A 21,265-nucleotide genomic window follows, 5' to 3' on the forward strand; every position below is an offset into this window, starting at 1 on the left:
GGCGACGGCGTGCAGGGGGCACTGGAGAAACAGTGCGAGGCCGAATGTAACACTTGCTTTTTTAGACGTCTAGTGGGTTGGAAAAGAAAAGCCCCGGAAATTCCGGGGCTTTTTCACATCACAGGTGGGCGTCGAGGAACGCAGCCAGCTGGGATTTGGACAGGGCGCCGACCTTGGTGGCCTCGACGTTGCCGTTCTTGAACAGCATCAGCGTCGGGATGCCACGCACGCCGTGCTTGGCCGGGGTTTCCTGGTTGTCGTCGATGTTCAGCTTGGCGACGGTCAGTTTACCCTCGTAGGTGCTGGCGATGTCGTCCAGAACTGGAGCGATCATCTTGCATGGGCCGCACCATTCAGCCCAGTAGTCGACCAGCACCGGGCCTTGGGCTTGCAGGACTTCGGCCTCAAAGGTGGCGTCGGTGACGTGTTTGATAAGGTCGCTGCTCATGGATATCTCCAGGGTCGTAAGCAAAAATCGTGGCCCATCATAGCCGCACCCACGCGCTACAGGAAGTCACGGACGATTGAGTGTCACTATAGTTGTGCAAGACGCCACGAATCGAAACTGTCACAGAAGTGTCATAGCATCGACTGGCACATTGCCTTGCATCAAGCCCTGGCGAGTCGTGCGTTGGCGACAGCCTGCTAACGTGGCACGATTGCCGGGTTACCGACCGAGACTACTCAGATCATGCCGCATACCTTAGCGAAGAACCTGTCCCTGATTGCCGCCATCGACCTGGGCTCCAACAGTTTTCACATGGTCGTGGCCAAGGCTCACCATACCGAAATCCGCATCCTGGAACGGCTTGGGGAGAAGGTTCAGCTCGCCGCTGGCATCGACGAAGCACGCATGCTCAGTGAAGAAGCCATGGTCCGGGGCCTGGAATGCCTGAAACGCTTTGCCCAACTGATCAACGGCATGCCTGCAGGCGCCGTGCGCATCGTTGGCACCAACGCCCTGCGCGAGGCGCGCAACCGCAACGAATTCATCCAGCGTGCCGAAGTGATCCTCGGCCACCCTGTGGAAGTGATCTCCGGCCGCGAAGAAGCGCGCCTGATCTACCTGGGCGTGTCCCATACCCTGGCCGACACCCCCGGTAAACGCCTGGTCGCCGACATCGGCGGCGGCAGCACCGAGTTCATCATCGGCCAGCGCTTCGAGCCGCTGCTGCGTGAAAGCCTGCAGATGGGCTGCGTCAGCTTCACCCAGCGCTATTTCCGCGATGGCAAGATCACCCCGGCCCGCTACGCCCAGGCCTACACGGCAGCGCGCCTGGAGCTGATGAGCATCGAGAACGCCCTGCACCGCCTGACCTGGGATGAAGCGATTGGCTCGTCCGGTACCATCCGCGCCATCGGCGCCGCGATCAAGGCTGCAGGCCTGGGCAATGGCGAAGTCAACGCCGAGGGGCTGGCATGGGTCAAACGCAGGCTGTTCAAGCTGGGCGACACCGACAAGATCGACTTCGACGGGGTCAAACCCGACCGCCGCGCCATCTTCCCAGCCGGCATGGCGATTCTCGAAGCGATCTTCGACGCGCTGGAACTGCAACGCATGGACCATTGCGATGGCGCGCTGCGTGAAGGCGTGCTGTTCGACCTGCTTGGCCGCCACCACCACGAAGACGTGCGCGAACGCACCCTGAACTCGCTGATGGAACGCTACCACGTCGATCAGGGCCAGGCTGCGCGCGTCGAGCGCAAGGCGCTGCACGCTTTTGACCAGGTGGCCAAGGCGTGGGACCTTGAAGAGGGTAACTGGCGCGATCTACTGGGCTGGGCTGCCAAAATTCACGAAATCGGCCTGGACATCGCCCACTATCACTACCACAAACATGGTGCCTACCTGATCGAGCACTCCGACCTGTCGGGCTTCTCGCGTGAAGACCAGCAGATGATGGCGCTGCTGGTCCGTGGCCACCGGCGCAACATCCCCAAGGAAAAGTTCGCCGAACTGGGCGATGAAGGGGTGAAACTGCTGCGTCTTTGCGTACTGCTGCGCTTCGCCATTCTGTTCCATCACATCCGCGGCACCCAACAGATGCCGAAGGTGCAACTGCAGGCCGCAGACAATAGCCTCGATGTGGCCTTCCCGGCCGGCTGGCTGGAGCAGAACCAGCTGACCCAGGCCGACTTCGCCAACGAGGCGGAGTGGCTGGCCCGGGTCAACTTCGTCCTCAGCGTACGTTAAGTACCGGGTTGCTCAGGCGCTCCAACAGGGTCGCCTGGGCGCTGCGCGGGTTCTGGTTGCCGGTCGGCGTGCTGCGCACATAGCGCCCGTCCGGCTGCAGCGTCCAGGCGTGGGTGTTGTCGGTCAGGTAGCCTTCCAGTTCCTTTTTCACCCGCAGCAGCAGCTTCTTGCCCTCCACCGGGAAGCAGGTCTCTACACGCTTGTCGAGGTTACGCTCCATCCAGTCGGCGCTGGACAGGTAGATCTGCTCGTCGCCGCCGTTGAGGAAGTAGAACACCCGGGTATGCTCCAGGAAGCGGCCGATGATCGAACGCACCTGGATATTATGCGAAACCCCCGGAATGCCTGGGCGCAAGCAGCACATGCCACGGACCACCAGGTCGATCTTCACACCCGACTGGCTGGCCTTGTACAGCGCCTTGATGACCTTGGCATCGGTCAGCGAGTTGAACTTGGCGATGATATGCGCGGGTTTGCCTTCCAGGGCGAACTGGGTCTCCCGGGCAATCATGTCGAGCATGCCCTTTTTCAGGGTGAACGGCGCGTGCAGCAGCTTTTTCATGCGCAAGGTCTTGCCCATGCCGATCAACTGGCTGAACAGCTTGCCCACGTCCTCGGTGAGGGCGTCGTCGGAGGTCAGCAAGCTGTAGTCGGTGTACAGGCGGGCATTACCGGCGTGGTAGTTACCGGTGCCCAGGTGGGCGTAGCGGACGATCTCGCCCTGCTCGCGGCGCAGAATCAGCATCATCTTGGCGTGGGTCTTGAAGCCCACCACGCCATAGATGACCACGGCACCGGCGGCCTGCAGGCGGCTGGCCATCTGCAGGTTGGACTCTTCGTCGAAACGCGCACGCAGCTCGATCACCGCAGTGACCTCCTTGCCGTTACGTGCCGCATCCACCAGCGCATCGACGATTTCCGAGTTGGCCCCTGAACGGTACAGCGTCTGGCGCACAGCGAGCACGTGCGGGTCCTTGGCGGCCTGGCGCAGCAGGTCGACCACGGGGGTGAAGGACTCGAACGGGTGCATCAGCAGGATGTCCTGCTTGCTGATGACACTGAAGATGTTGTCGGCGTTGGCCAGCAGCTTGGGGATCGCCGGGGTGAACGGCGTGTACTGCAGCTCCGGGTGGCTGTCCAGGCCTGTGATGCTGAACAGGCGGGTCAGGTTGACCGGGCCGTTGACCTGGTACAGCTCGCTCTCGCTGAGGCTGAACTGCTTGAGCAGGTAGTCGGACAGGTGCTTGGGGCAAGTGTCAGCCACTTCCAGGCGCACGGCATCACCGTAGCGGCGCGAGAACAGCTCACCGCGCAGGGCGCGCGCCAGGTCGTCGACTTCTTCCGAATCCAGTGCCAGGTCGGCGTTACGGGTCAGGCGGAACTGGTAGCAACCCTTGACCTTCATGCCTTGGAACAGGTCATCGGCATGGGCGTGGATCATCGAGGACAGGAACACGTAGTTGTCCCCAGGGCCACCGACGTCTTCCGGCACACGGATGACCCGCGGCAGCAAACGCGGCGCCGGGATGATCGCCAAGCCCGAATCACGACCGAAGGCATCGACCCCTTCGAGTTCGACGATGAAGTTCAGGCTCTTGTTCACCAGCAACGGGAACGGGTGCGTCGGGTCCAGACCGATCGGGGTGATGATCGGCGCAATTTCGTCACGGAAGTAGCGGCGCACCCAGGTCTTGAGTTTGGGCGTCCAGTAACGGCGGCGGATGAAGCGGATCGCGTGCTTTTCCAGCTCCGGCAGCAGCACGTCATTGAGGATGGCGTACTGGCGCTCCACTTCGGTGTGCACCAGCTCGCTGATGCGCGCCAGCGCCTGATGCGGCTGCAGGCCGTCGGCACCGGCCTGTTCACGGGCGAAGTTGATCTGCTTCTTCAGGCCCGCGACGCGGATCTCGAAGAACTCATCGAGGTTGCTGGAGAAGATCAGCAGGAATTTCAGGCGCTCGAGCAGCGGGTAGGACTCATCCAGCGCCTGCTCCAGCACGCGGATGTTGAACTGCAGTTGCGACAGCTCGCGATGAATGTACAGGCTGCTGTCGTCCAGGCTTGGGATGGCGATGGCCGGCGCGGGGGCAGCATGCACGGGCGCTGGGGCGGCGGCCTCTGCTGCAGGCTCCGGGGCCTCTGGCAGATCCGGCGGGGTCTGCACCATCTCTTCAGGGACTGCCTGAGCATCCTTGATCGCGACAGGGGTTAGCACTTCATTATTCATCTGGCGTTCCTGGAGGACGTTAACGCCCTATCATCAATTGAGCGGGACGATAAGCGGCCATTATGACGTCTGTGTTACATCTATAGGCAAGCCCGCGACTTATGGCTCAAGCCATTGTCCTTCTACGAATTGTTCACGTCGAGACGCGCCTGGGCACTTTCACGAACGCGCGTGAAGGGGTAGGCTGCGCGTTCATTTCGCCAGCACCTCAGAAAATGCTTCAACAATTCCTGCAGGATTTCGGCTATTTTGCCCTTTTTCTAGGCACCTTCTTTGAAGGCGAGACCATCCTGGTGCTTGCAGGATTCCTTGCGTTCCGCGGGTACATGGACATCAGCCTGGTGGTGATCGTGGCATTCTTCGGCAGCTATGCCGGCGACCAGCTGTGGTACTTCATGGGCCGCCGGCACGGGCGCAAGATCCTTGCGCGCAAGCCGCGCTGGCAGGCGATGGGCGACCGGGCGCTGGAGCATATCCGCCGCCACCCCGACATCTGGGTACTGAGCTTCCGCTTCGTCTATGGCCTGCGCACGGTGATGCCCGTGGCTATCGGCCTGTCTGGCTACCCACCCCGGCGTTACCTGCTGCTCAACGGCATCGGTGCAGCCGTATGGGCCTTGGCCCTGGGCGCTGCCGCGTACCACTTCGGCGCCATTCTGGAAGGCATGCTGGGCAACGTGAAGAAGTACGAGCTATGGGTGCTCGGTGGCTTGCTGCTGCTCGGTGCCCTGCTGTGGCTGCGCCGGCGCTTTCGCACCTTGCGCGCCGAACGCAAGGCCGCCGCACAAGCCCAGGCCGACGAGGCTGAGCAAACTGTAAAGCGCGAGCATGGCCCAGACCAAGGGCGTGACAACCCCTAAGCCCAGAGCGCCAGCCAGATACAGTGCGGGCGCATTCAACAACAGGCGCACCAGCTCCAGGCGCCCTGCCCACGGCCGGTTCTCCAGGGCCGCGCCCAAGGCAAACAGGCCCAACGCCATCACCGCCCAGCCCAGCACCAGGGCCGCTGTCGGCACCTGCTCGGCAACGCTCATCAAGTAGCTGCCCAATGCCACGTAAACAGCGAACTGCAGCACCACGTAAACCTGCTGCGCCCGCCCCAGGGCCACCGCGAACTTACGGAACAGCGCCAGGTTCTGCTTGGCCTGTGGATAACGCGCGGCCACATCCGCCGGCCGCCAGCCAGTGGGCATGAACCAGATACGCAGTTTGTCCCACAGGCTTTCGGTGCGCCGGGCATCGTCCCAGAGCTGGGCATAGAACTGCAGGTTGGCCCACAACGGGTTCCAGCTGGCCAGCGGCGTGGTCACGCCAAACACCACGGGCTCGGCCGGATCTTCCTCCTTGAATGTGCCAAACAGACGGTCCCAAAGAATGAACACACCGCCGTAGTTGCGATCCAAATAAACAGGATTTTGCGCATGGTGGACGCGATGGTTGGACGGAGTGATCAGTATCCATTCGAGCCAGCCCAACTTGGGAATGTGCCGGGTGTGCACCCAGAACTGGTACAGCAGGTTGAGCGACGCCACCGTTATGAACACCCAGGGCGACACGCCGAGCAGCGCCAGCGGCAGGTAGAAGATCCACGAAAAGAGGAAACCGCTGCTGGTCTGGCGCAACGCGGTGGTGAGGTTGTACTCCTCGCTCTGGTGATGCACCGAATGGGCTGCCCACAGCACATTGCGCTCATGCCCCAAGCGGTGCAGCCAGTAATAGCAGAAGTCGTACAGCACGAACGCCAGCAACCAGACCCAGAGGGCGTGGTCCGGCAAGTGCAGCAGCGCCAGATGCTCCCACGCCAGTGCATAGGTCACCACCCCTACCCCCTTGGTCAGCAGGCCGGTGCTGGTGGAAAGCACGCCAGTGCTCAGGCTGTTGATCGAATCGGCCACGGTGAAATTACGCTGGCCACGCACACGGTCGGCGACCAGTTCAACCGCGATCAGCACGAAAAAGAACGGTACGGCCAGCAGAATCAGGTCCATGGACAGCTGCCTCCAAGGGTACCCAGAGAGATTAGGATGCTCCCATGGCAACCCCTATGGCCACATCTGCCAAACTAGAGGACATTTAGCGCCTCGACACTGGAGTAATGAGCATGACGAAAAAAGTAGCGGTGATTCTTTCCGGCTGTGGCGTCTACGATGGCGCCGAAATCCATGAAAGCGTGATCACCCTGCTGCGCCTCGACCAGCGCGGCGCACAGGTGCAGTGCTTCGCGCCGAACATCGCGCAGATGCATGTGATCAACCACCTCACCGGTGAGCAGGTGCCTGAGTCGCGCAATGTGCTGGTGGAATCGGCGCGCATCGCCCGCGGTGAGGTCAAGGACATCAGCGAGGCCAGGGCCGAGGACTTCGACGCGCTGATCGTGCCGGGTGGTTTCGGCGCGGCGAAGAACTTGTCCGACTTTGCCACCCAAGGTAGCGAGTGCACGGTCAACCCGCAGGTACTGGCCTTGGCCGAAGCCTTTGCCGAAGCCTGCAAGCCGGTTGGCCTGATGTGCATTTCACCGGCACTGGCGGCGAAGATCTACGGCCCGGGTGTGGTCTGCACCATCGGTAACGATGCCGATACTGCCGCTGCGGTGGTCAAGATGGGGGGCACCCATGAAGAGTGCGATGTGCATGACATTGTCGAGGACACCCAGCGCAAGCTGGTGACTACGCCGGCGTACATGCTGGCCCAGTCGATCAGCGAGGCGGCTGGCGGCATTTACAAGTTGGTGGATCGTGTGCTGGAAATGACCCACGAGGCTGACTGATCAGCCCTTGGCCAAGCGGGCCAGAATACGGTCCAGCGCATTGGCGAACGCCTGCTTCTCGCGTTCGCCATAAGGCGCCTGCCCGCCGCCGACCTGGCCCTGCTCGCGCAACTCGGTAAACAGGTTGCGCACTGCCAGGCGGTCGCCCATGTTGCGCTCGTCGAACTCACGGCCACGTGGGTCCAGTGCCGCTACACCCTTCTTGATCAGGCGGTCGGCCAGCGGCACATCGCTGCAGATGACCAGCTCACCTGGCACGGCGTGCTCGACCAGGTAATCATCGGCGGCATCCATGCCGCTGGGTACCACGATCAGCCGCACCACGGCGAAGGCCGGTTTGGCCACGGCCTGCCCGGCCACCATTACCACCTCGAGCTTGCGCTTGAGGGCGAATTTGACGATCAGGTCCTTGGCTGCCTTGGGGCAGGCGTCGGCGTCGATCCATATGCGCATGTAGCAATCTCTTCTGTCAGAGCCGGCCTCTTCGCAGGACAAGCCCGTACACAGGAACACCTCTGAGCCTAAGGCCTGTGGCGATCCCGTGGGAGCGGGCTTGCCCCGCGAAGAGGCCAGCAACATCAATACCTAAACGGCAGCCCGGCGCTTCTCAGCCAGGCGACCACGCCCATAGAGCACCAAAATAGCCAGCAACGCCACCGCCTGTGCCGCCAGCGAGTACGCATCGGCATGAATTGCCAGCCAGTCGAACTCGAAGAACGCCACCGGCCGCGTGCCCAGCACTCCCGCTTCCTGCAGCGCCTTCACGCCATGCCCGGCGAACACTACCGAGAGCGCGCACAGCAAGGCTGCGTTAATGCTGAAGAACAACGCCAGCGGCAGTTTCGCCGAACCGCGCAAAATCACCCAAGCCAGGCCGACCAGCAGCACCAGTGCGGTGGCATCCCCGGCGAGTACCGCCTGGTGCCCTGCCGGGCCAGCCTGCAGCCACAGGGTTTCATAGAACAGGATCACTTCAAACAGCTCGCGGTACACCGAGAAGAACGCCAGCATGGCAAAGCTGAAGCGCCCGCCGCCGCTGACCAGGCTGCTCTTGATATGATCCTGCCAGGCGGCTGCATGGCGACGGTCGTGCATCCACCCGCCAAGCCACAGCACCATCACGGCAGCGAACAACGCCGTGCAACCCTCCAGCAGTGCTCGTTGGGCGCCACCGACGTCGATCACATAGGCCGCCAGGGCCCGGGTGCCGAAGCCGGCGACCAGCGCCAGCGCCCAACCGATGTTGACGCTGCGCACCACCGACTGCTGGCCGGTGTTACGCAGCAAGGCCAGGATCGCGGCCAATACCCGAATCGCGTCAAGGCCCTCGCGCAGTAGGATCAACAAACCGGAAATGTAGCTCAGCGACCAGCTCAGGCCATGGCTGCCCAGCAGCTTGGAGGCTTGGTCAAGCTTGACCTTGGCTTCGGCCAGGCGCTGTTCGGCCTGGGCGATAGGCAAGCCGTCCTGCAGTGACTGGCGGTAGGCCATCAAGGACTTTTCGGCGTCCTTGCGCCTGGGTGTCTATGTTGTCCAGGCAATTTCGAAGGGAATGTGAAAGAGAACATTGTTCACTTCCACTCAGCTTCGCTCAAGGTTTGTGGGGCGGATTTCATGAAAAATCTTGAGACAAAAACCCGGCGCGGGCTCCGCCCTCGATCGCCGGTTGGCCTGCTCCCCCAGTCTTTTTTACAGGTTTTAAGGACGGCGCTGTGCTTGTGGTAGCTGGCTTTCCGGCGATGGGCGGCGTAGGCCTGAAGGCTGTCCAACAGACGCCGCAGGATAAATCGACCCAGAATCAGAACTTAAGCATTTTTTATTCGGAAAACTCTTACAATTTCAGGTGTTAGGGAATATTTAGCGTAACTACTCATGCCCTCCTACTTGGCGGATGATCACGGTTTTATCTTGCACCTGAAAATGAACACGTTGAGCTCCACTGAGGCGAAACTGATAAATCCCTACGTTTTTATCATAAATTTTGTAGCGAGCATCACCCAAACGCAATGCTGCTTCCCAAGGCGGCAACCCCTCATTGTGAATCGCGTTTTGAAACGTGTCGAACTTCCCCTGCTCCACTTCTGTCAACACCGTTAGGTTCTTGCGCACCCCAACCTTGTCTAACTTCCAACCTTCATGTTCTTTTGAGATAGCGTTGATAAATACAGCGTTTTTCGAACTGTGCCGGTCGCTTGTGCCGGGAGTCGAAGGCGTCGAGAGGGGCGATGATAATGACGAATTGGAGGTACTCGAAATAGATCGATTCATCGCAGGTTTCGCAGGTGTCCTCGAACCAGGCGCCTGCTGCGAATTGGGAGGCATAATCAATTTTTTCGGCCTGTTAATCGGTTGGGTCAATAATCGCTTAGGCATATGCCCGGTTGGATCACTGAAATTGACAGGGTCACCGGAGACATACGCATAGCAGTTGAGCCCTCCCTGACCAAAGGGGCTCAACACATCCTGACTTAAGAATCGCATCAGAGCCGGGCTGTAACCACGAGCGCCATTACCTAGCAGATACCAACCCGTGAGATCTTCACGTGGTTGCCCGTTGAATCCAGGCAAGATGGGTGATTGAGGAAAGCTCAAACCATAAGGGCTGTAGCTAAGCATTTCATGGCGCACTGCAGTCGCACCGCCCATAACCGTACGCATCGGGCCTGATAATAAAAGTGTGCTGCCTGACACCTCCCCAGCTCCGATTTGCGCAAGGTCGCCCGCTTCAGCCTTAACTATCGAACTCGCAGCACGCGCTCCCATCACCGTCACGAGCTCAGTGTTCCGGTAGAATCTTTTTTGAGAATAAATAGATTTCGCGCTCGGTGTAGCTCCCATAAAGACCTCACACGCACTCAACAATCTTGAACGAAGCGTGACAGAACCGTGCGAGCGGGAAAACTGACAAAAATATCAGTTGCAGGGCATTAGGATTAACACCTTATATCGGCCTGCCCCGCCGACAGACATCCAGCGACCCGGGCAATCTCAATGCTTGGCGGCATCCTTCCAGCCACCGCCTAACGCCAGGAACACCCCGATCTGCCCCATGGCTACCTGGCTGTTGGCCGCAGCCAGCTGCGCACGCATATCGGTATACGTCCGAGTCGCCTGCAAGTCCGCCAGGAATGACTCACGTCCCGCCTGGTAATACCGGTGCGTCTGGTCCGCCGCTTCTTTCGCCGATTTTTCCGCCTCGGCCAGCGCATCACGCCGGTCCAGCAAGGCGCTGTACTGGGCCAGGCGGGTCTGAGTTTCGCGAATGGCGTTGAGCACCACGCCGTCGAAATGTGCCAGCGCCGCCTGGGTCGAGGCCTCGGCCATGCGAATGCGCGCACGGGTGCCGTTGGTGGGGATGCTCCAGCTGATCTGCGGGCCGAAGCCCCACCGGTTGGTTGCAGGTTCCCCCAGGTTTTCGAGAATACCGATGGTACCGACCTGGGCGCCGATGCTGATGTCGGGATACAGCGCGCCCGTGGCCACGCCGATATTCGCTGTAGACGCCGCCAACTGGCGTTCGGCCTGGCGCACGTCGGGGCGGCGCTTGAGCAGCGCGGCGCCATCACCGACCGGCAACAGCTGGTTCAGATGTGGCAGCTCGGCACAATCGGCAGTGCCGGCCGGCAGTTGCTCCACAGGCTTGGCCAGCAGCGCAGCCAACGTATACAAGCCAGTTTCCCGCTCGGCCTTGAAGCGCGGCAACTCTGCGCGCAGCGATTTGAACTGGGTCTGCGAGCGGGTGACCTGGGTTTCGTCACCCCGGCCAGCATCACGCAGGCGCTGGTTGAGCTGCACGCTCTGCTGCTGCAGATCGAGCGACTCACGGGCGATGTGGTATTCCTCGTTGGCCGAACACACCTGGGTGTAAGCCTTGACCACATCGGCCACCAGCGTGATGCGGGCAGTATCGGCGGCGGCCTGCACAGCGTCGGCATTGGCTTTGGCGGCTTCGGTGCCGCGCTTGAAGGTGCCCCAGAGGTCAAACTGGTAGGAGGCACTGATGATCGCCTCGCCGATGTTGGCCACTGGCACCTTCTCGGTCAGCAGGAAAGCCTCGCCAGACTCCTGCAAGCGCTGGGCGCCGGCCTTGATGCCGCCATTGAAGCCACCCTGCGACTGCGCGACCTCGACCTGCGCACGGGCCTTGGCAATGTTGGCCGCCGCCACACGCAGTTCGGTGTTGGCACTCAATGCCTGGCGCACCAGCTCATTGAGGCGTTGATCCTGATACAGCTGCCACCAGTCCTCAGGTACCGGCGCCGACACCACGCTGGCAGCATCCTGGCGCAGTGGCCCACTGAGGTCGCTGCGCTGCACTGCCGCGTCCTTGGGCACTTCATAGTCCGGGCCGACCATCATGCAGGCCCCAAGCGACAGGCAAACGCCAGCCAGGATCAGCTGTTTCATGGGCGCGGGCCCTCGATGATCGAGACCGTGGCGGTACGCCCGGCGATCATGCGGAAGTCTTGCGGCACTTCATCGAAGGCGATGCGTACTGGGATCCGCTGGGCCAGGCGCACCCAGCTGAACGCCGGGTTGACGTTGGGCAGCAGGTTGCTGCCGCTGCTGCGGTCGCGGTCTTCGATGCCAGCGGCAAAGCTCTGCACATGGCCACGCAGGCGAGTGTTGTCGCCCATCACACGGATGTCCACGGCATCGCCAATGTGGATGCCGCCCAATTTGGTCTCTTCGAAATAGCCATCGACGTGATACGAAGCACTGTCGACGACCGAAAGCACTGGGCGGCCAGCCGTGACGAATTCGTGGTTACGTGGCGCGCGGTCGTTGAGGTAGCCGTCCACCGGGCTGCGCACCACCGAACGGTCAAGGTTGAGCTGGGCGGTGTCGACCGCCACTTGGGCCTCGCTCACCGCCGAACGGGCACGGGCCTCGCGGGACTGGCTTTCTTCCAGTTGCTCGGCTGCCACCAGGTTGCCCAGCTTACGGTTGCGCTGCGCTTCGCGAGAGGCCTGGGCCAGGGTTTCCTGGCGTTCGCCAAGGGTCGCCTTGGCCTGGCGCAGCGCCAAGGTGAAGCGGTCCTGGTCGATGGTGAACAGCACGTCGCCGCGTTTGACGGTCTGGTTGTCATGCACTTCGACCTTTTGGATCAACCCGGAAACATCCGGGGCGATCTGGATCACGTCGGCGCGGATGTGGCCGTCGCGGGTCCAAGGGGCGAACATGTAGTACACCACCATCTGCCACACGAGCACAGCGGCGAAGGTCACTACCAGCAAGGTCAGGACCACACGGCCCAGGGTCAGCAAAGGTTTTTTCATGGCAGCATCAGGCTTCGGCAAAAATGGTCCACCGCGCCAAGCAGCACGGCATACAGAGCAACGTTGAACAACGCCCGGTGCCAGACCAGGCGGTAGAAGTGCAGGCGCACCAGCACCGCGTGCACCCCGAGAAACAGCACGTAAGTGCAGACCATCATCACCAGCAGCGTGGGCAGGAACACCCCGCTGATATCCAGTTCACCGATCACAGGGGCGCTCCGTCGAGGCCGGGGGGCAGTTGCGGTTGTTCGGCAGGCTCGAGCATCACCTCGACACCCGGCAGCAATGCCAGGCGCAGGCCACTCAGGGCATGCAGCAGGTGCGTGCGGGCATCGCCGCGTTCGTACAGCTCATCCAGGTTCAGCACCAGGCGCGCCCGCTCCATGTTGCGCAGCAGCGCCGCAGGGGCATGCAGGCGCTGACCGGCGCGCAGGCAGGCCTGGTAGTGGCCGCCCACTTCCTCGATCACCGTTTGCAGGCGTTCGCGGGCCTGGGTGCCTGCGCGCGGCAGGTAGGCCAGCAGGTCGAGCAGGTTCAGCCCCACGCGCAGGTCGCGCAGGGCTGCGCCAGTGTCCTGGCCGGTCTGCGACAGGCGCGGCAGGTGCTGCATCAGGCGGTCGAGCATCTGCACGCCGAGCTGGCGACGTTCGGCCAGGGTCGCCGGCGCAGTCATCTCGACGATGTCCCGCCAGGCGAAGCGAGTCATGCGCTTAGCGGCCAGTTCCACCCCGAAAGGGCGCATCACCAGGGTCCAGATGAACGCGAACAGAAGCCCTGCAGGCCCTGCCAGGTTGGAGTTGAGGAAGGTGAAGAAATCAGCGTCGTAGGCGCCCTGGATGCTGATGAAGGTGGAGGTGTTGACGATTGTCAGTAAGGTGCCCAGGTAGAAGCGGGGCTGCACGGTCAGGGTGCCGACGCATATGAACGGCACGGCGAATGCCAGCACCAGCATCGGGAAATCGTGCAGGTGGGGCAGCACCAGGAACAAGTACAGGCTGGAGAAGATGACCGACATCAGGGTCCAGAAGAAGAACCGGTAGATCTGCGGTGCGGGGTCGTCCATGGCGGCGAAGAAGCTGCATGACACGGCGGCGAGAATCACCGCACTGGCGCCGTCGTTCCAGCCCAGGCCAATCCACAGGCCGCAGGCGACAATGATCGCCAGCACGGTGGAAACTACCGAATACAGCATCAAGCCACGGTCGAAGAAGGGTGTCAGGCGGCCCAGGCGCCAGTGGCGGTAAACTGCGCGCCAAGGCTTGGGGTCATCCATGCGCAGGGCATGCTGCAAGGTGCAGCAGTCCTGCCAGAGGTCGGCCCACTCGGTCAGGCGATACAGTGCATTGGACAACAGCAACTCAGCACGCTGGTCGAGGGCGGCGGCTCCGGGCTGCAGGCGGTCGATCTGCTCGTGCAGGGCGGTCCAGCGTGCTACCGAGGCACTGTCGGCGGTGCCCTTGAGCCATTCGCGAGCGGCGGCCAACACTGGCTGCACTTGGGCGAACTGCGCAGGGGCGCGGCCTTCGAGGGCCACCAGGGCGTCGTCGAGGGCGTCTATGACCGGCAACAGGTGGATCATCCGCCCACGCAGTTCGCGTGCGTTCTTCACCACATGCGGGCCTGCCCCCTCATGGCCCAGCTGGCCAATCATCAACTCCAGCGAGTTGAAGGTGGTGACCATGGCACCGCGCATACCCCCTACTTTGTCGGCAGCCATATCCCGGGCGAGGTAGGTATCGCTGTAGCGAATCGCCTCGGTGAACCAGGTGCCGGTCGAGCCGACCACGACAGGCGCCAGGCGTCGCGGCCAAAAAATGGCGCCGACCACAGCGGCGCAGACGATCCCCAGGCAGATTTCCTGAGCACGTGAAGACGCAACGTCAAACACTGCCAGCGGGTTGTCGACCACCGCCAGGGCGATCATCGGCAGCGTATAGCCTGCCAGCATCAGCATGTAGTTGTTCGCGGTGCGCAGGTTCAGCGAGAGGTACAGCAATGTGCCGGTCCACAGGGCGATCGCGACGGTCAGCAACAATGGCGACTGCACCAGCGGCGGTACCAGGAAGATTGCCCCGCCAGCGCCGAGCAGCGTACCAAGGGCGCGGTACAGGGCCTTGGAGCTGGTAGGCCCAACGAACGGGCTGGAAACGATATAGACCGTCGCCATCGCCCAGTACGGGCGTGGCAGCTGCATGAGCAGTGCGATGTACAACGCGATCATCGACGCGGCAAAGGTACGCACACCATAGAACCAGTCGCGGGCCGGCGGTAGGGAACTGAAGAAACCGTTCATGCCACCCCGCCAGTGCTGCCAAGGCCTGCCGCCTCGAAGGCACGAAGCACGCGCAAGGCGGCATGCAGGTCAGCTTCATCGATGCCCTGCAGCACTTCGTGGCGGACTCGCACCAGCTCAGCTTCGATGGCTTCGGCCAAAGCCCGGCCCTCGCCCGTCAGGCTCAGGGCCTTGGCACGGCGGTCCAGCGGATCCTCGCTACGGCATACCAGGCCGGCCTTGCACAGCTGGTCAAGCAGGCGCACGAGCGACGGGCTTTCCAGGCCCGCGGCCTGAGCCACGGCTACCTGGTGCACTCCATCGCCCAGGCGCACGATCATCAGCAAGGGTGCGGCGCAGGCTTCGGAAATGCCGTAACTGGTCAGCGCCGTATGGCAGATGCGCCGCCAATGGCGAGCGGAAACGATCATGCCAGTGCTGACTTGCAGGCGCAGTGAATCAAGCGTCATGTAAAGAACCAGGGATATTCATAGTTTGCTAACTATCAATATACGCCTGGCCCTCCCCCTGTCGTCAACCGCGGGCGACGGGGGGTGTACATGAATTGTTGTTCATCGAGGCTGTACCTGGTCCTCCAACTTCATCGCCAATGCCAGCGTACTACCCATCTGCACGGCCCGATCCCGCCAATCCAGATAGCGCGCCGCATCGCTACGGCTGAAATGCACGGCCAGCTCCTCGGCCGCCTGCATGACCCCGGTCGCCGCCGCCAGCTCCAGCCAATACAGCCCGGCCTTGATATCGGCCTGCACACTAAAGCCATGCAACAAGCGGTAGCCCACCTCGAAGCGGCAACGCACCTCGCCCCGTTCGGCGCCACGAAGAAACCATTGGTAAGCCTGCGCAAGATCAACCTGCCAGCCCAGTTGCGCATCGCAGACTTCTTCTTCGTACAAATCGCCGAGTGCGGCTGCGGCATGCAGCAGGCCACGGTCAAAAGCATGGCGATAACACTCTGCGGCCTGGGCGTAGGAAACCTCCACACCCTTGCCGAAGTAGTGTTGCTGCCCCAGGTTGAACCAGGCGGCGGCATTGCCTTGCATGGCCGCCATGCGCAGCAGGTGCCCGGCCAGCACGGTGTCGGCACGCCAGTACTTGCCGTTGAGCCAGACCCAACCCAGGTCATTGAGCGCCGCCACATGGCCAGCCAGCGCTTGATGGCGCAGGTCGGCATACACCGCTTGCAGGTCCGCCGCTTCGTCCAGGCGGTTGACCAGCAGCGCCCGCTGGCTGGGCAACCCCACCCCGGCGAACAGCCGCTGTCGCCTGCCAGCGGGGGTCGGCGCGGGAATGACCTGCTCAGGCAGAAGACGGGCGAGCAGCGAGTGGATATTGCTGACAGCTGACATGTTCATCCTCATTGAACGACCCACAGGCCTTACTGCGGCTGTGATGAGGCGTGATTCTGCGCGACGTCACGTCAAAACCTGTCGCGAACGATTCGACGCCAGGCAACCAATTGGCGGCTGCTTGATCTGATCGGATCGTGGCTAATTGCCATGACCCGCTAATGCCGCCATCCTGATGCGGCAAGCCTAGACAAGGACGTTACCTTTTGCCGTTCGCCACTACCCGCGCCACCCTCAGCCGTCAGTGGGCGCTGTTGCGCCAGCTACCCAGCCGTTCCCCGGGCATTACCAGCGCAGAACTGGTGTGGCGCCTGCGCGATGTGGGTTTCAGTGTCAGCAAGCGCACGGTTGAACGCGACCTCAATGAGCTGTCGTTGATCTTCCCGCTGGAGCGCAATGACAAGAGCATTCCATTCGGCTGGCACTGGTCGGTCAACGCCGCGGGGGAGCTGCGCGGGAATTTCGACCTGCAGGGCTACTTGCGCGGTGAAGCGCTACAACCGGCGCAAGGTGATGGGCTGGTGCTGCAAGCCTGGGTCAACGACAGGGTGGCGCGGCAGTTGCGCGATCAGCCGTTGAGTGCAGACATGCAGCTGACTGCCCTGGAGCATGGGCATCGGCTGCAGGCGACGATGGAAGATGGCTGGGCGGTACGCTGGTGGGTGTTGAGCCAAGGGGACGCCGTGAAGGTCGAGCAGCCGGATGAACTGCGCAGTGAGATTGCCCAGACCCTGAGCAATGCGGCTGCGCAGTACCAGAACTAAGGGCCGCTGCAGATCAGCGCTGCATCCCCCAGCGCCGCACGGTCGCCCGCTCCAGAGTATTGAATACCAAACCTTCGACCAGCAGCCCGATCAGGATCACCACCGCCAACCCGGCAAAAACCTTGTCGGTATACAGCTCGTTGCGGTTCTGGAAGATGTACCAGCCCAGCCCGCCCTTGCCGCTGCTGGCACCGAACACCAGCTCGGCGGCGATCAACGTGCGCCAGGCAAAGGCCCAGCCGATCTTCAGCCCCGACAGGATCGACGGCAGTGCCGCGGGCACCAGGATGTGCAGCACCAACCGTAGCCCCTTTAGGCCATAGTTGCGCCCCGCCATGCGCAACGTCTCCGACACCCCCAGAAAGCCCGCGTAGGTATTGAGCGCCAGCGCCCAGAGCACTGAATGCACCAGCACGAAAATCAGGCTGTTGTCGCCCAGGCCGAACCACAGCAAAGCCAGAGGCAGCAGGGCAATCGCCGGCAGCGGGTTGAACATTGAGGTCAAGGTACCGAGCAAGTCACGGCCCAACTGGGTGGATACCGCCAGGCTGGTAAGACCGAACGCCAGCACGATACCCAGCACGTACCCCTTGAGCAGGATCACCAGCGACACGCCGACTTTGGCCGGCAGCTCACCGCTGAGCAGGCCGCCCCACAGCGCTGCGGCAGTCTGCAAGAAGCTCGGCAGCAGCAGGTCGTTGCCTTGGTAGCGGGCAATGGCCTCCCACAATGCTGCGATCACCACCAGGATCACCGCCTTGCGTAACCAGCCGTGCTGCCACAAGCGTTGCGCCAGCGGCAGGTTGCGCTCCAAAGGCACACTGAGCAGCGGCTCGAGCTGCACCTCGTATTCCTGTCGTACAGGTGTAGTGGTCATGGCTCAAGCTCCTGTCAGTAGGCGATGCGGATGTCGTTGAAACCCAGCTCTTCGGCCGGCCCGGGGGCATCGGCCTCGTCGAACAACAGCCGATGGATGCGCCGGGCGCTGGCCTGGAAGTCACTGGCGCCGAGGCTGCCGAGATCATACTGATGGCTGTGCACCTCGGCCCGCACCCGCCCTGGATGAGGTGACAGCAACAGAATGCGGTTGCCCACCACCAGCGCCTCTTCGATGGAATGGGTGACGAACAACAGGGTGAAGCGCACTTCCTCCCACAGCAGCAGCAGCTCTTCCTGCATCTTGCGCCGGGTCAGCGCATCGAGCGCGGCGAACGGTTCGTCCATCAACAGGACCTTCGGTTGCGTGGCCAGTGCACGGGCAATTGCCACGCGCGCTTTCATGCCGCCCGACAGGGTATGCGGATAAGCGTCGGCAAACGCCGCCAGGCCAACCTTGTCGAGGTAATGCAACGCGCGCTCTTCGGCCTCGGCTCGCTTGAGCTGGCCGGAAACGAGCAGCGGGAACATGACGTTCTGCTTTACCGTCTTCCACGGCGGCAGCTGGTCGAACTCTTGGAACACCACGATGCGATCGGGGCCAGGGCCGTTGACCGGCTGGCCCTGCAGCAGGATCTGCCCGTGTTGCGGGCTGATGAACCCGGCCACGGCCTTGAGCAATGTGGACTTGCCACACCCCGAGGGGCCCAGCAAGACAAAGCGGTCGGCACGGTCGACTTCGAAGCTGACCTGATGGGTGGCCCGCACCACGCGCTGCGCAGTACGGTATTCGAGGCTCAGGTTATCCACCTTGAGCAAGGGCGGTGTGGCCACACGGCTAAGGTTGCTGGCCGTGTGGCCTGGCAATGGGGCGGTCATGGTCGATCAGCTCCCCTGCAGTGGGCGTTCATCCTGGAAGAAATAGTCCTTCCACGACTCTGGCTTGTGCTTGATGGCGCCTACCCGGTAGAGAAACTCGGCCAGCTTGTAGGTGTTCTTCGGGGTTACCGTGAACTCGTACTGGGGGTTGTCGATCAGCTTGATCAGCACATCGCGGTCAATCTTGGCCTTGGTGACGCGGATATAGGTATCGGCAGCCGCCGCCTTGTCCTTCTGGGCAAAGTCCGCAGCCTCGGCCAGGGCATCGACGAATGCCTTGTAAGTCTTGGGGTTGTCGTTGCGGAATTTCTCGGTGGCAAACAGCAAGGTCGGCGAGTTGGGGCCGAGCAGGTCATAGCTGTTGAGCACCACGTGCACGTCCTTGTTGGCCAACACCTGGTCCTGGAACGGCGGGTTGGAGAAGTGCCCATTGAGCTCGGTGCCGCCAGCGAGCAACGCGGCGGTGGCATCTGGGTGCGGTACGGCCAGGGTGTACTTGTCGAGGCGGTTGTATTGCGTGTCGCCCCACTGCTGGGCAGCGGCGTACTGCAGCAAGCGGGATTGTACCGACACGCCCACGGCCGGCACGGCAATGCGGTCCTTATCGGAAATGTCGGCGATGGTCTTCACGTTCGGGTTGCTGCTGACCAGGTAGTACGGGAAATTGCCCAGCGAGGCCACTGCCTTGACGTTCTGCCGGCCTTTGGTGCGGTCCCATACGGTCAGCAACGGCCCAACGCCGGCACCGGCGATGTCCACCGAGCCGGACAACAGCGCGTCGTTGATCGCGGCCCCCCCGGATAGCTGGGCCCAGTCGACGTCGATGTCGATGCCCTGCTCCTTGCCGTGCTTTTCAATCAGTTGTTGGTCACGCACCACATTGAGCAGCAGATAGACGATGCCGAACTGCTCGGCGATGCGGATCTTGCCTTCGGCATGGGCCAGGGTGGGGGCTGCAAGGCTGCCCACGACCAGGCTTGCGCCCAGGCTGATACTTGCCGCCAGGCGGCTGATGGATTTGCGCATGATGGTTTCCTCAGTCGTCAGAACGGGGCATCGCCCTGGATGGTGGTGCGGAAAAGCTTGCGTCGCAGGTGGGCCGGGCAGCCTGTGGCAAGGTGGATCAGCGAGCGGTTGTCCCAGAACACCAGGTCGTGTGGCTGCCACTGGTGGCGGTAGATGTTCTTTTCGAGCACGCTCAGGGCATAAAGCTGCTGCAGCACATCGCGGCTTTCATCATCCGGCAGGCCGATGATCCGGGTAGTGAACCCTTCGCTGACGAACAGGGCCTTGCGGCCGTTTTCCGGATGGGTACGCACCACCGGATGGACCACTTCCTGTACCTGTGCAAGCTGCTCGGCGCTAAGGGTCGGGCGCCAGTTGCCTTCGAACTTGGTCTCGGCATAACGGGCGGTGTAGGAGTGAGCGGCGCTGCGGCCCTCGACCTGCTTGCGCAGTGCTTGAGGTACCGCGTCCCAGGCTTTGTGCATGTCGGCGAACAGGGTGTCGCCACCTTCGCTGGGCAACTCTTGGGCATGCAGCATGGATCCCAGGCTGGGGAGCGCTTTGTATGAGAGGTCTGAATGCCAGAACTTGCCGGCATCGCCCAGGCCGATGTTTTGGCCGTTCTCGATGATGTTGGAGACGATCAGTATCTCGGGGTGGCCTGTGAGCAGAAACTGCTTCAGCACATGGATCTGCAGTTGCCCGAAACGGCGGCTGAAAGCGATCTGCTGTTCAGGGCTGATGCGCTGGTCGCGCAGCACCAGTACGTGGTGGTCGAGGTGGGCGCGATGAATGAGGCTGAAGTCCTCGGCGTTGACCGGTTTAGCCAGGTCCAGGCCGATGATCTCGGCGCCAACGGCACCCGAGAACGGGCGGATTTCAAAGGCTTGCGGCTGAGCGCGGTGGTTGGACGGCAAGGCGTTCGAGGCGGCGGACATTTTTCACTCCCACGCAGTGCGCGACTTCAATGACGCGCAACGATCAGAAACGCACGGGGGTTTACCCGTGTGGGTTCAAGTCGTGCGGCGCATCGATTGGTCGACGGGTACGCAGTGGAGTGACTATAAGGTAATTAAAATAATAATTTAAATACCTTTAATGAATAACGATATGAGAGGGCAGTTGTCTGCCGGCCAAGCAGACAAGCGCGGAGGATTAAATCAGCCCACCCTCCTCCTCTTCCTCGATCAGGTTGTTCAAGCTGCCGAGCGCCTTTCGCGCGGTGGAGCGACTGAGCAGCTTGGCTTGGGCGCCAGGCGGCAGGTCGGTGATGCTGAAGACACCTTTGGCAGTGAGCACCTCGATCAAGTCCTCAAGCACCCGGATCATGTCCAAGTCGCTCTGTTTCAGCTGCTTGAGGCTATTTTCGACGACATCGTCAGCAAACCACTCCTGAATCTCGGCATGATCTGCTGGGAGGATCTCCGTGTGTTCGGCATAAGGTGCAGCTTCTACCCGCAGCAACTGGCCCTCGGCGTCGCGTTGCACGTAGAACATGGCGTCATCCCTCGTCACGATGGTTCCTTGTTGGTAGTCAGCAGCATAGGCAAAGTTCATCGGGCATGACAGCCCGGCGCAGAAGTATGCGCTGCACGAAGATGACAGAAAAGACCGCGCTGCGCGGTGGCCGAG

The 21,265-nt window shown here is 61.9% G+C and carries 19 protein-coding genes and 2 pseudogenes; 4 read left to right on the top strand and 17 right to left on the bottom strand.

Annotation, left to right across the window (positions count from 1 at the left end; genetic code table 11):
* Window positions 1-118: 118 nt before the first annotated feature.
* Entirely contained in the window at window positions 119-448 is a 330-nt protein-coding gene (gene trxA / locus ACIPZC_RS22040; protein WP_009684153.1) for a thioredoxin TrxA, read from the bottom strand.
* A gap of 243 nt (window positions 449-691) precedes the next feature.
* Between trxA and ppx the strand changes: the two genes are divergently transcribed.
* The gene (ppx, locus tag ACIPZC_RS22045; protein ID WP_400629537.1) at window positions 692-2,194 is read left to right on the top strand and encodes an exopolyphosphatase; all 1,503 of its coding nucleotides are present in this window, start codon (window positions 692-694) and stop codon (window positions 2,192-2,194) included.
* Here the strand turns inward: ppx and ppk1 are convergent.
* Window positions 2,181-4,361 carry a polyphosphate kinase 1 gene (gene ppk1 / locus ACIPZC_RS22050; RefSeq protein ID WP_372490516.1) on the bottom strand — a complete coding sequence of 727 codons (2,181 nt, stop codon included), beginning with the start codon at window positions 4,359-4,361 and terminating at the stop codon, window positions 2,181-2,183. The two genes, ppx and ppk1, sit on opposite strands and share 14 nt — an antisense overlap.
* Window positions 4,362-4,636: 275 nt before the next feature.
* On the opposite strand from ppk1, the gene ACIPZC_RS22055 reads away from it, so the two are divergent.
* Entirely contained in the window at window positions 4,637-5,281 is a 645-nt protein-coding gene (locus ACIPZC_RS22055) for a DedA family protein (RefSeq protein WP_241805473.1), read from the top strand.
* Window positions 5,282-5,782: 501 nt separating this feature from the next.
* Here ACIPZC_RS22055 and ACIPZC_RS22060 read toward each other — a convergent pair.
* Window positions 5,783-6,409 (bottom strand): annotated as a pseudogene (locus tag ACIPZC_RS22060) (sterol desaturase family protein); the annotation flags it as partial.
* Window positions 6,410-6,522: 113 nt separating this feature from the next.
* On the opposite strand from ACIPZC_RS22060, the gene elbB reads away from it, so the two are divergent.
* Window positions 6,523-7,188: an isoprenoid biosynthesis glyoxalase ElbB gene (elbB, locus tag ACIPZC_RS22065; RefSeq protein WP_267819584.1), complete on the top strand. Its 666-nt coding sequence runs from the start codon at window positions 6,523-6,525 to the stop codon at window positions 7,186-7,188.
* Here the strand turns inward: elbB and ACIPZC_RS22070 are convergent, their stop codons facing one another.
* From ACIPZC_RS22070 to ACIPZC_RS22110, 9 genes and pseudogenes are all read right to left on the bottom strand, one after another.
* Window positions 7,189-7,641, bottom strand: coding sequence for a YaiI/YqxD family protein (locus tag ACIPZC_RS22070; protein WP_241805471.1), 453 nt, complete (start codon window positions 7,639-7,641; stop codon window positions 7,189-7,191). It abuts the gene before it with no gap.
* 132 nt (window positions 7,642-7,773) lie between these two features.
* Window positions 7,774-8,737 (bottom strand): annotated as a pseudogene (locus tag ACIPZC_RS22075) (FTR1 family protein); the annotation flags it as partial.
* A 317-nt stretch (window positions 8,738-9,054) separates the two neighbouring features.
* Window positions 9,055-9,951 (bottom strand): RHS repeat-associated core domain-containing protein, encoded by an 897-nt coding sequence (locus ACIPZC_RS22080; RefSeq protein ID WP_400629558.1) that lies wholly within the window; start codon window positions 9,949-9,951, stop codon window positions 9,055-9,057.
* 225 nt (window positions 9,952-10,176) lie between these two features.
* On the bottom strand, window positions 10,177-11,595 hold the full coding sequence (locus ACIPZC_RS22085; protein WP_400629540.1) for an efflux transporter outer membrane subunit: 1,419 nt from the start codon (window positions 11,593-11,595) through the stop codon (window positions 10,177-10,179).
* Window positions 11,592-12,467, bottom strand: a complete 876-nt coding sequence (locus ACIPZC_RS22090; RefSeq protein ID WP_241805469.1) for an HlyD family secretion protein — start codon at window positions 12,465-12,467, stop codon at window positions 11,592-11,594. Before ACIPZC_RS22090 ends, ACIPZC_RS22085 begins: the two co-directional genes overlap by 4 nt.
* On the bottom strand, window positions 12,464-12,676 hold the full coding sequence (locus ACIPZC_RS22095) for a DUF1656 domain-containing protein (protein ID WP_209862598.1): 213 nt from the start codon (window positions 12,674-12,676) through the stop codon (window positions 12,464-12,466). Before ACIPZC_RS22095 ends, ACIPZC_RS22090 begins: the two co-directional genes overlap by 4 nt.
* A complete protein-coding gene (locus ACIPZC_RS22100; RefSeq protein ID WP_400629543.1) occupies window positions 12,673-14,760 on the bottom strand; it encodes an FUSC family protein in 2,088 nt (695 codons plus the stop codon). The genes ACIPZC_RS22095 and ACIPZC_RS22100 overlap by 4 nt, the downstream gene beginning before the upstream one ends.
* Window positions 14,757-15,209, bottom strand: coding sequence for a MarR family transcriptional regulator (locus ACIPZC_RS22105; RefSeq protein ID WP_349976023.1), 453 nt, complete (start codon window positions 15,207-15,209; stop codon window positions 14,757-14,759). The genes ACIPZC_RS22100 and ACIPZC_RS22105 overlap by 4 nt, the downstream gene beginning before the upstream one ends.
* 102 nt (window positions 15,210-15,311) lie before the next feature.
* Entirely contained in the window at window positions 15,312-16,109 is a 798-nt protein-coding gene (locus ACIPZC_RS22110; RefSeq protein ID WP_400629545.1) for a tetratricopeptide repeat protein, read from the bottom strand.
* A gap of 206 nt (window positions 16,110-16,315) precedes the next feature.
* Here ACIPZC_RS22110 and ACIPZC_RS22115 point away from each other — a divergent pair, with 206 nt between their 5' ends.
* Window positions 16,316-16,873: a WYL domain-containing protein gene (locus ACIPZC_RS22115; RefSeq protein ID WP_400629547.1), complete on the top strand. Its 558-nt coding sequence runs from the start codon at window positions 16,316-16,318 to the stop codon at window positions 16,871-16,873.
* 13 nt (window positions 16,874-16,886) lie between these two features.
* On the opposite strand, the gene ACIPZC_RS22120 is transcribed toward ACIPZC_RS22115, so the two are convergent.
* From ACIPZC_RS22120 to ACIPZC_RS22140, 5 genes are all read right to left on the bottom strand, one after another.
* On the bottom strand, window positions 16,887-17,750 hold the full coding sequence (locus ACIPZC_RS22120; protein WP_241805464.1) for an ABC transporter permease: 864 nt from the start codon (window positions 17,748-17,750) through the stop codon (window positions 16,887-16,889).
* Window positions 17,751-17,764: 14 nt separating this feature from the next.
* Window positions 17,765-18,628, bottom strand: coding sequence for an ABC transporter ATP-binding protein (locus ACIPZC_RS22125; protein ID WP_241805463.1), 864 nt, complete (start codon window positions 18,626-18,628; stop codon window positions 17,765-17,767).
* A 6-nt stretch (window positions 18,629-18,634) separates the two neighbouring features.
* A complete protein-coding gene (locus tag ACIPZC_RS22130) occupies window positions 18,635-19,654 on the bottom strand; it encodes an ABC transporter substrate-binding protein (protein ID WP_267819609.1) in 1,020 nt (339 codons plus the stop codon).
* Between the two features lie 17 nt (window positions 19,655-19,671).
* On the bottom strand, window positions 19,672-20,571 hold the full coding sequence (locus tag ACIPZC_RS22135; RefSeq protein ID WP_400629551.1) for a TauD/TfdA dioxygenase family protein: 900 nt from the start codon (window positions 20,569-20,571) through the stop codon (window positions 19,672-19,674).
* 217 nt (window positions 20,572-20,788) lie between these two features.
* Window positions 20,789-21,130, bottom strand: coding sequence for a tryptophan synthase subunit beta (locus tag ACIPZC_RS22140; RefSeq protein WP_241805699.1), 342 nt, complete (start codon window positions 21,128-21,130; stop codon window positions 20,789-20,791).
* Window positions 21,131-21,265: the final 135 nt, after the last annotated feature.

Source organism: Pseudomonas sp. NPDC089743 (assembly GCF_044748785.1).
Lineage (GTDB): Bacteria > Pseudomonadota > Gammaproteobacteria > Pseudomonadales > Pseudomonadaceae > Aquipseudomonas > Aquipseudomonas putida_X.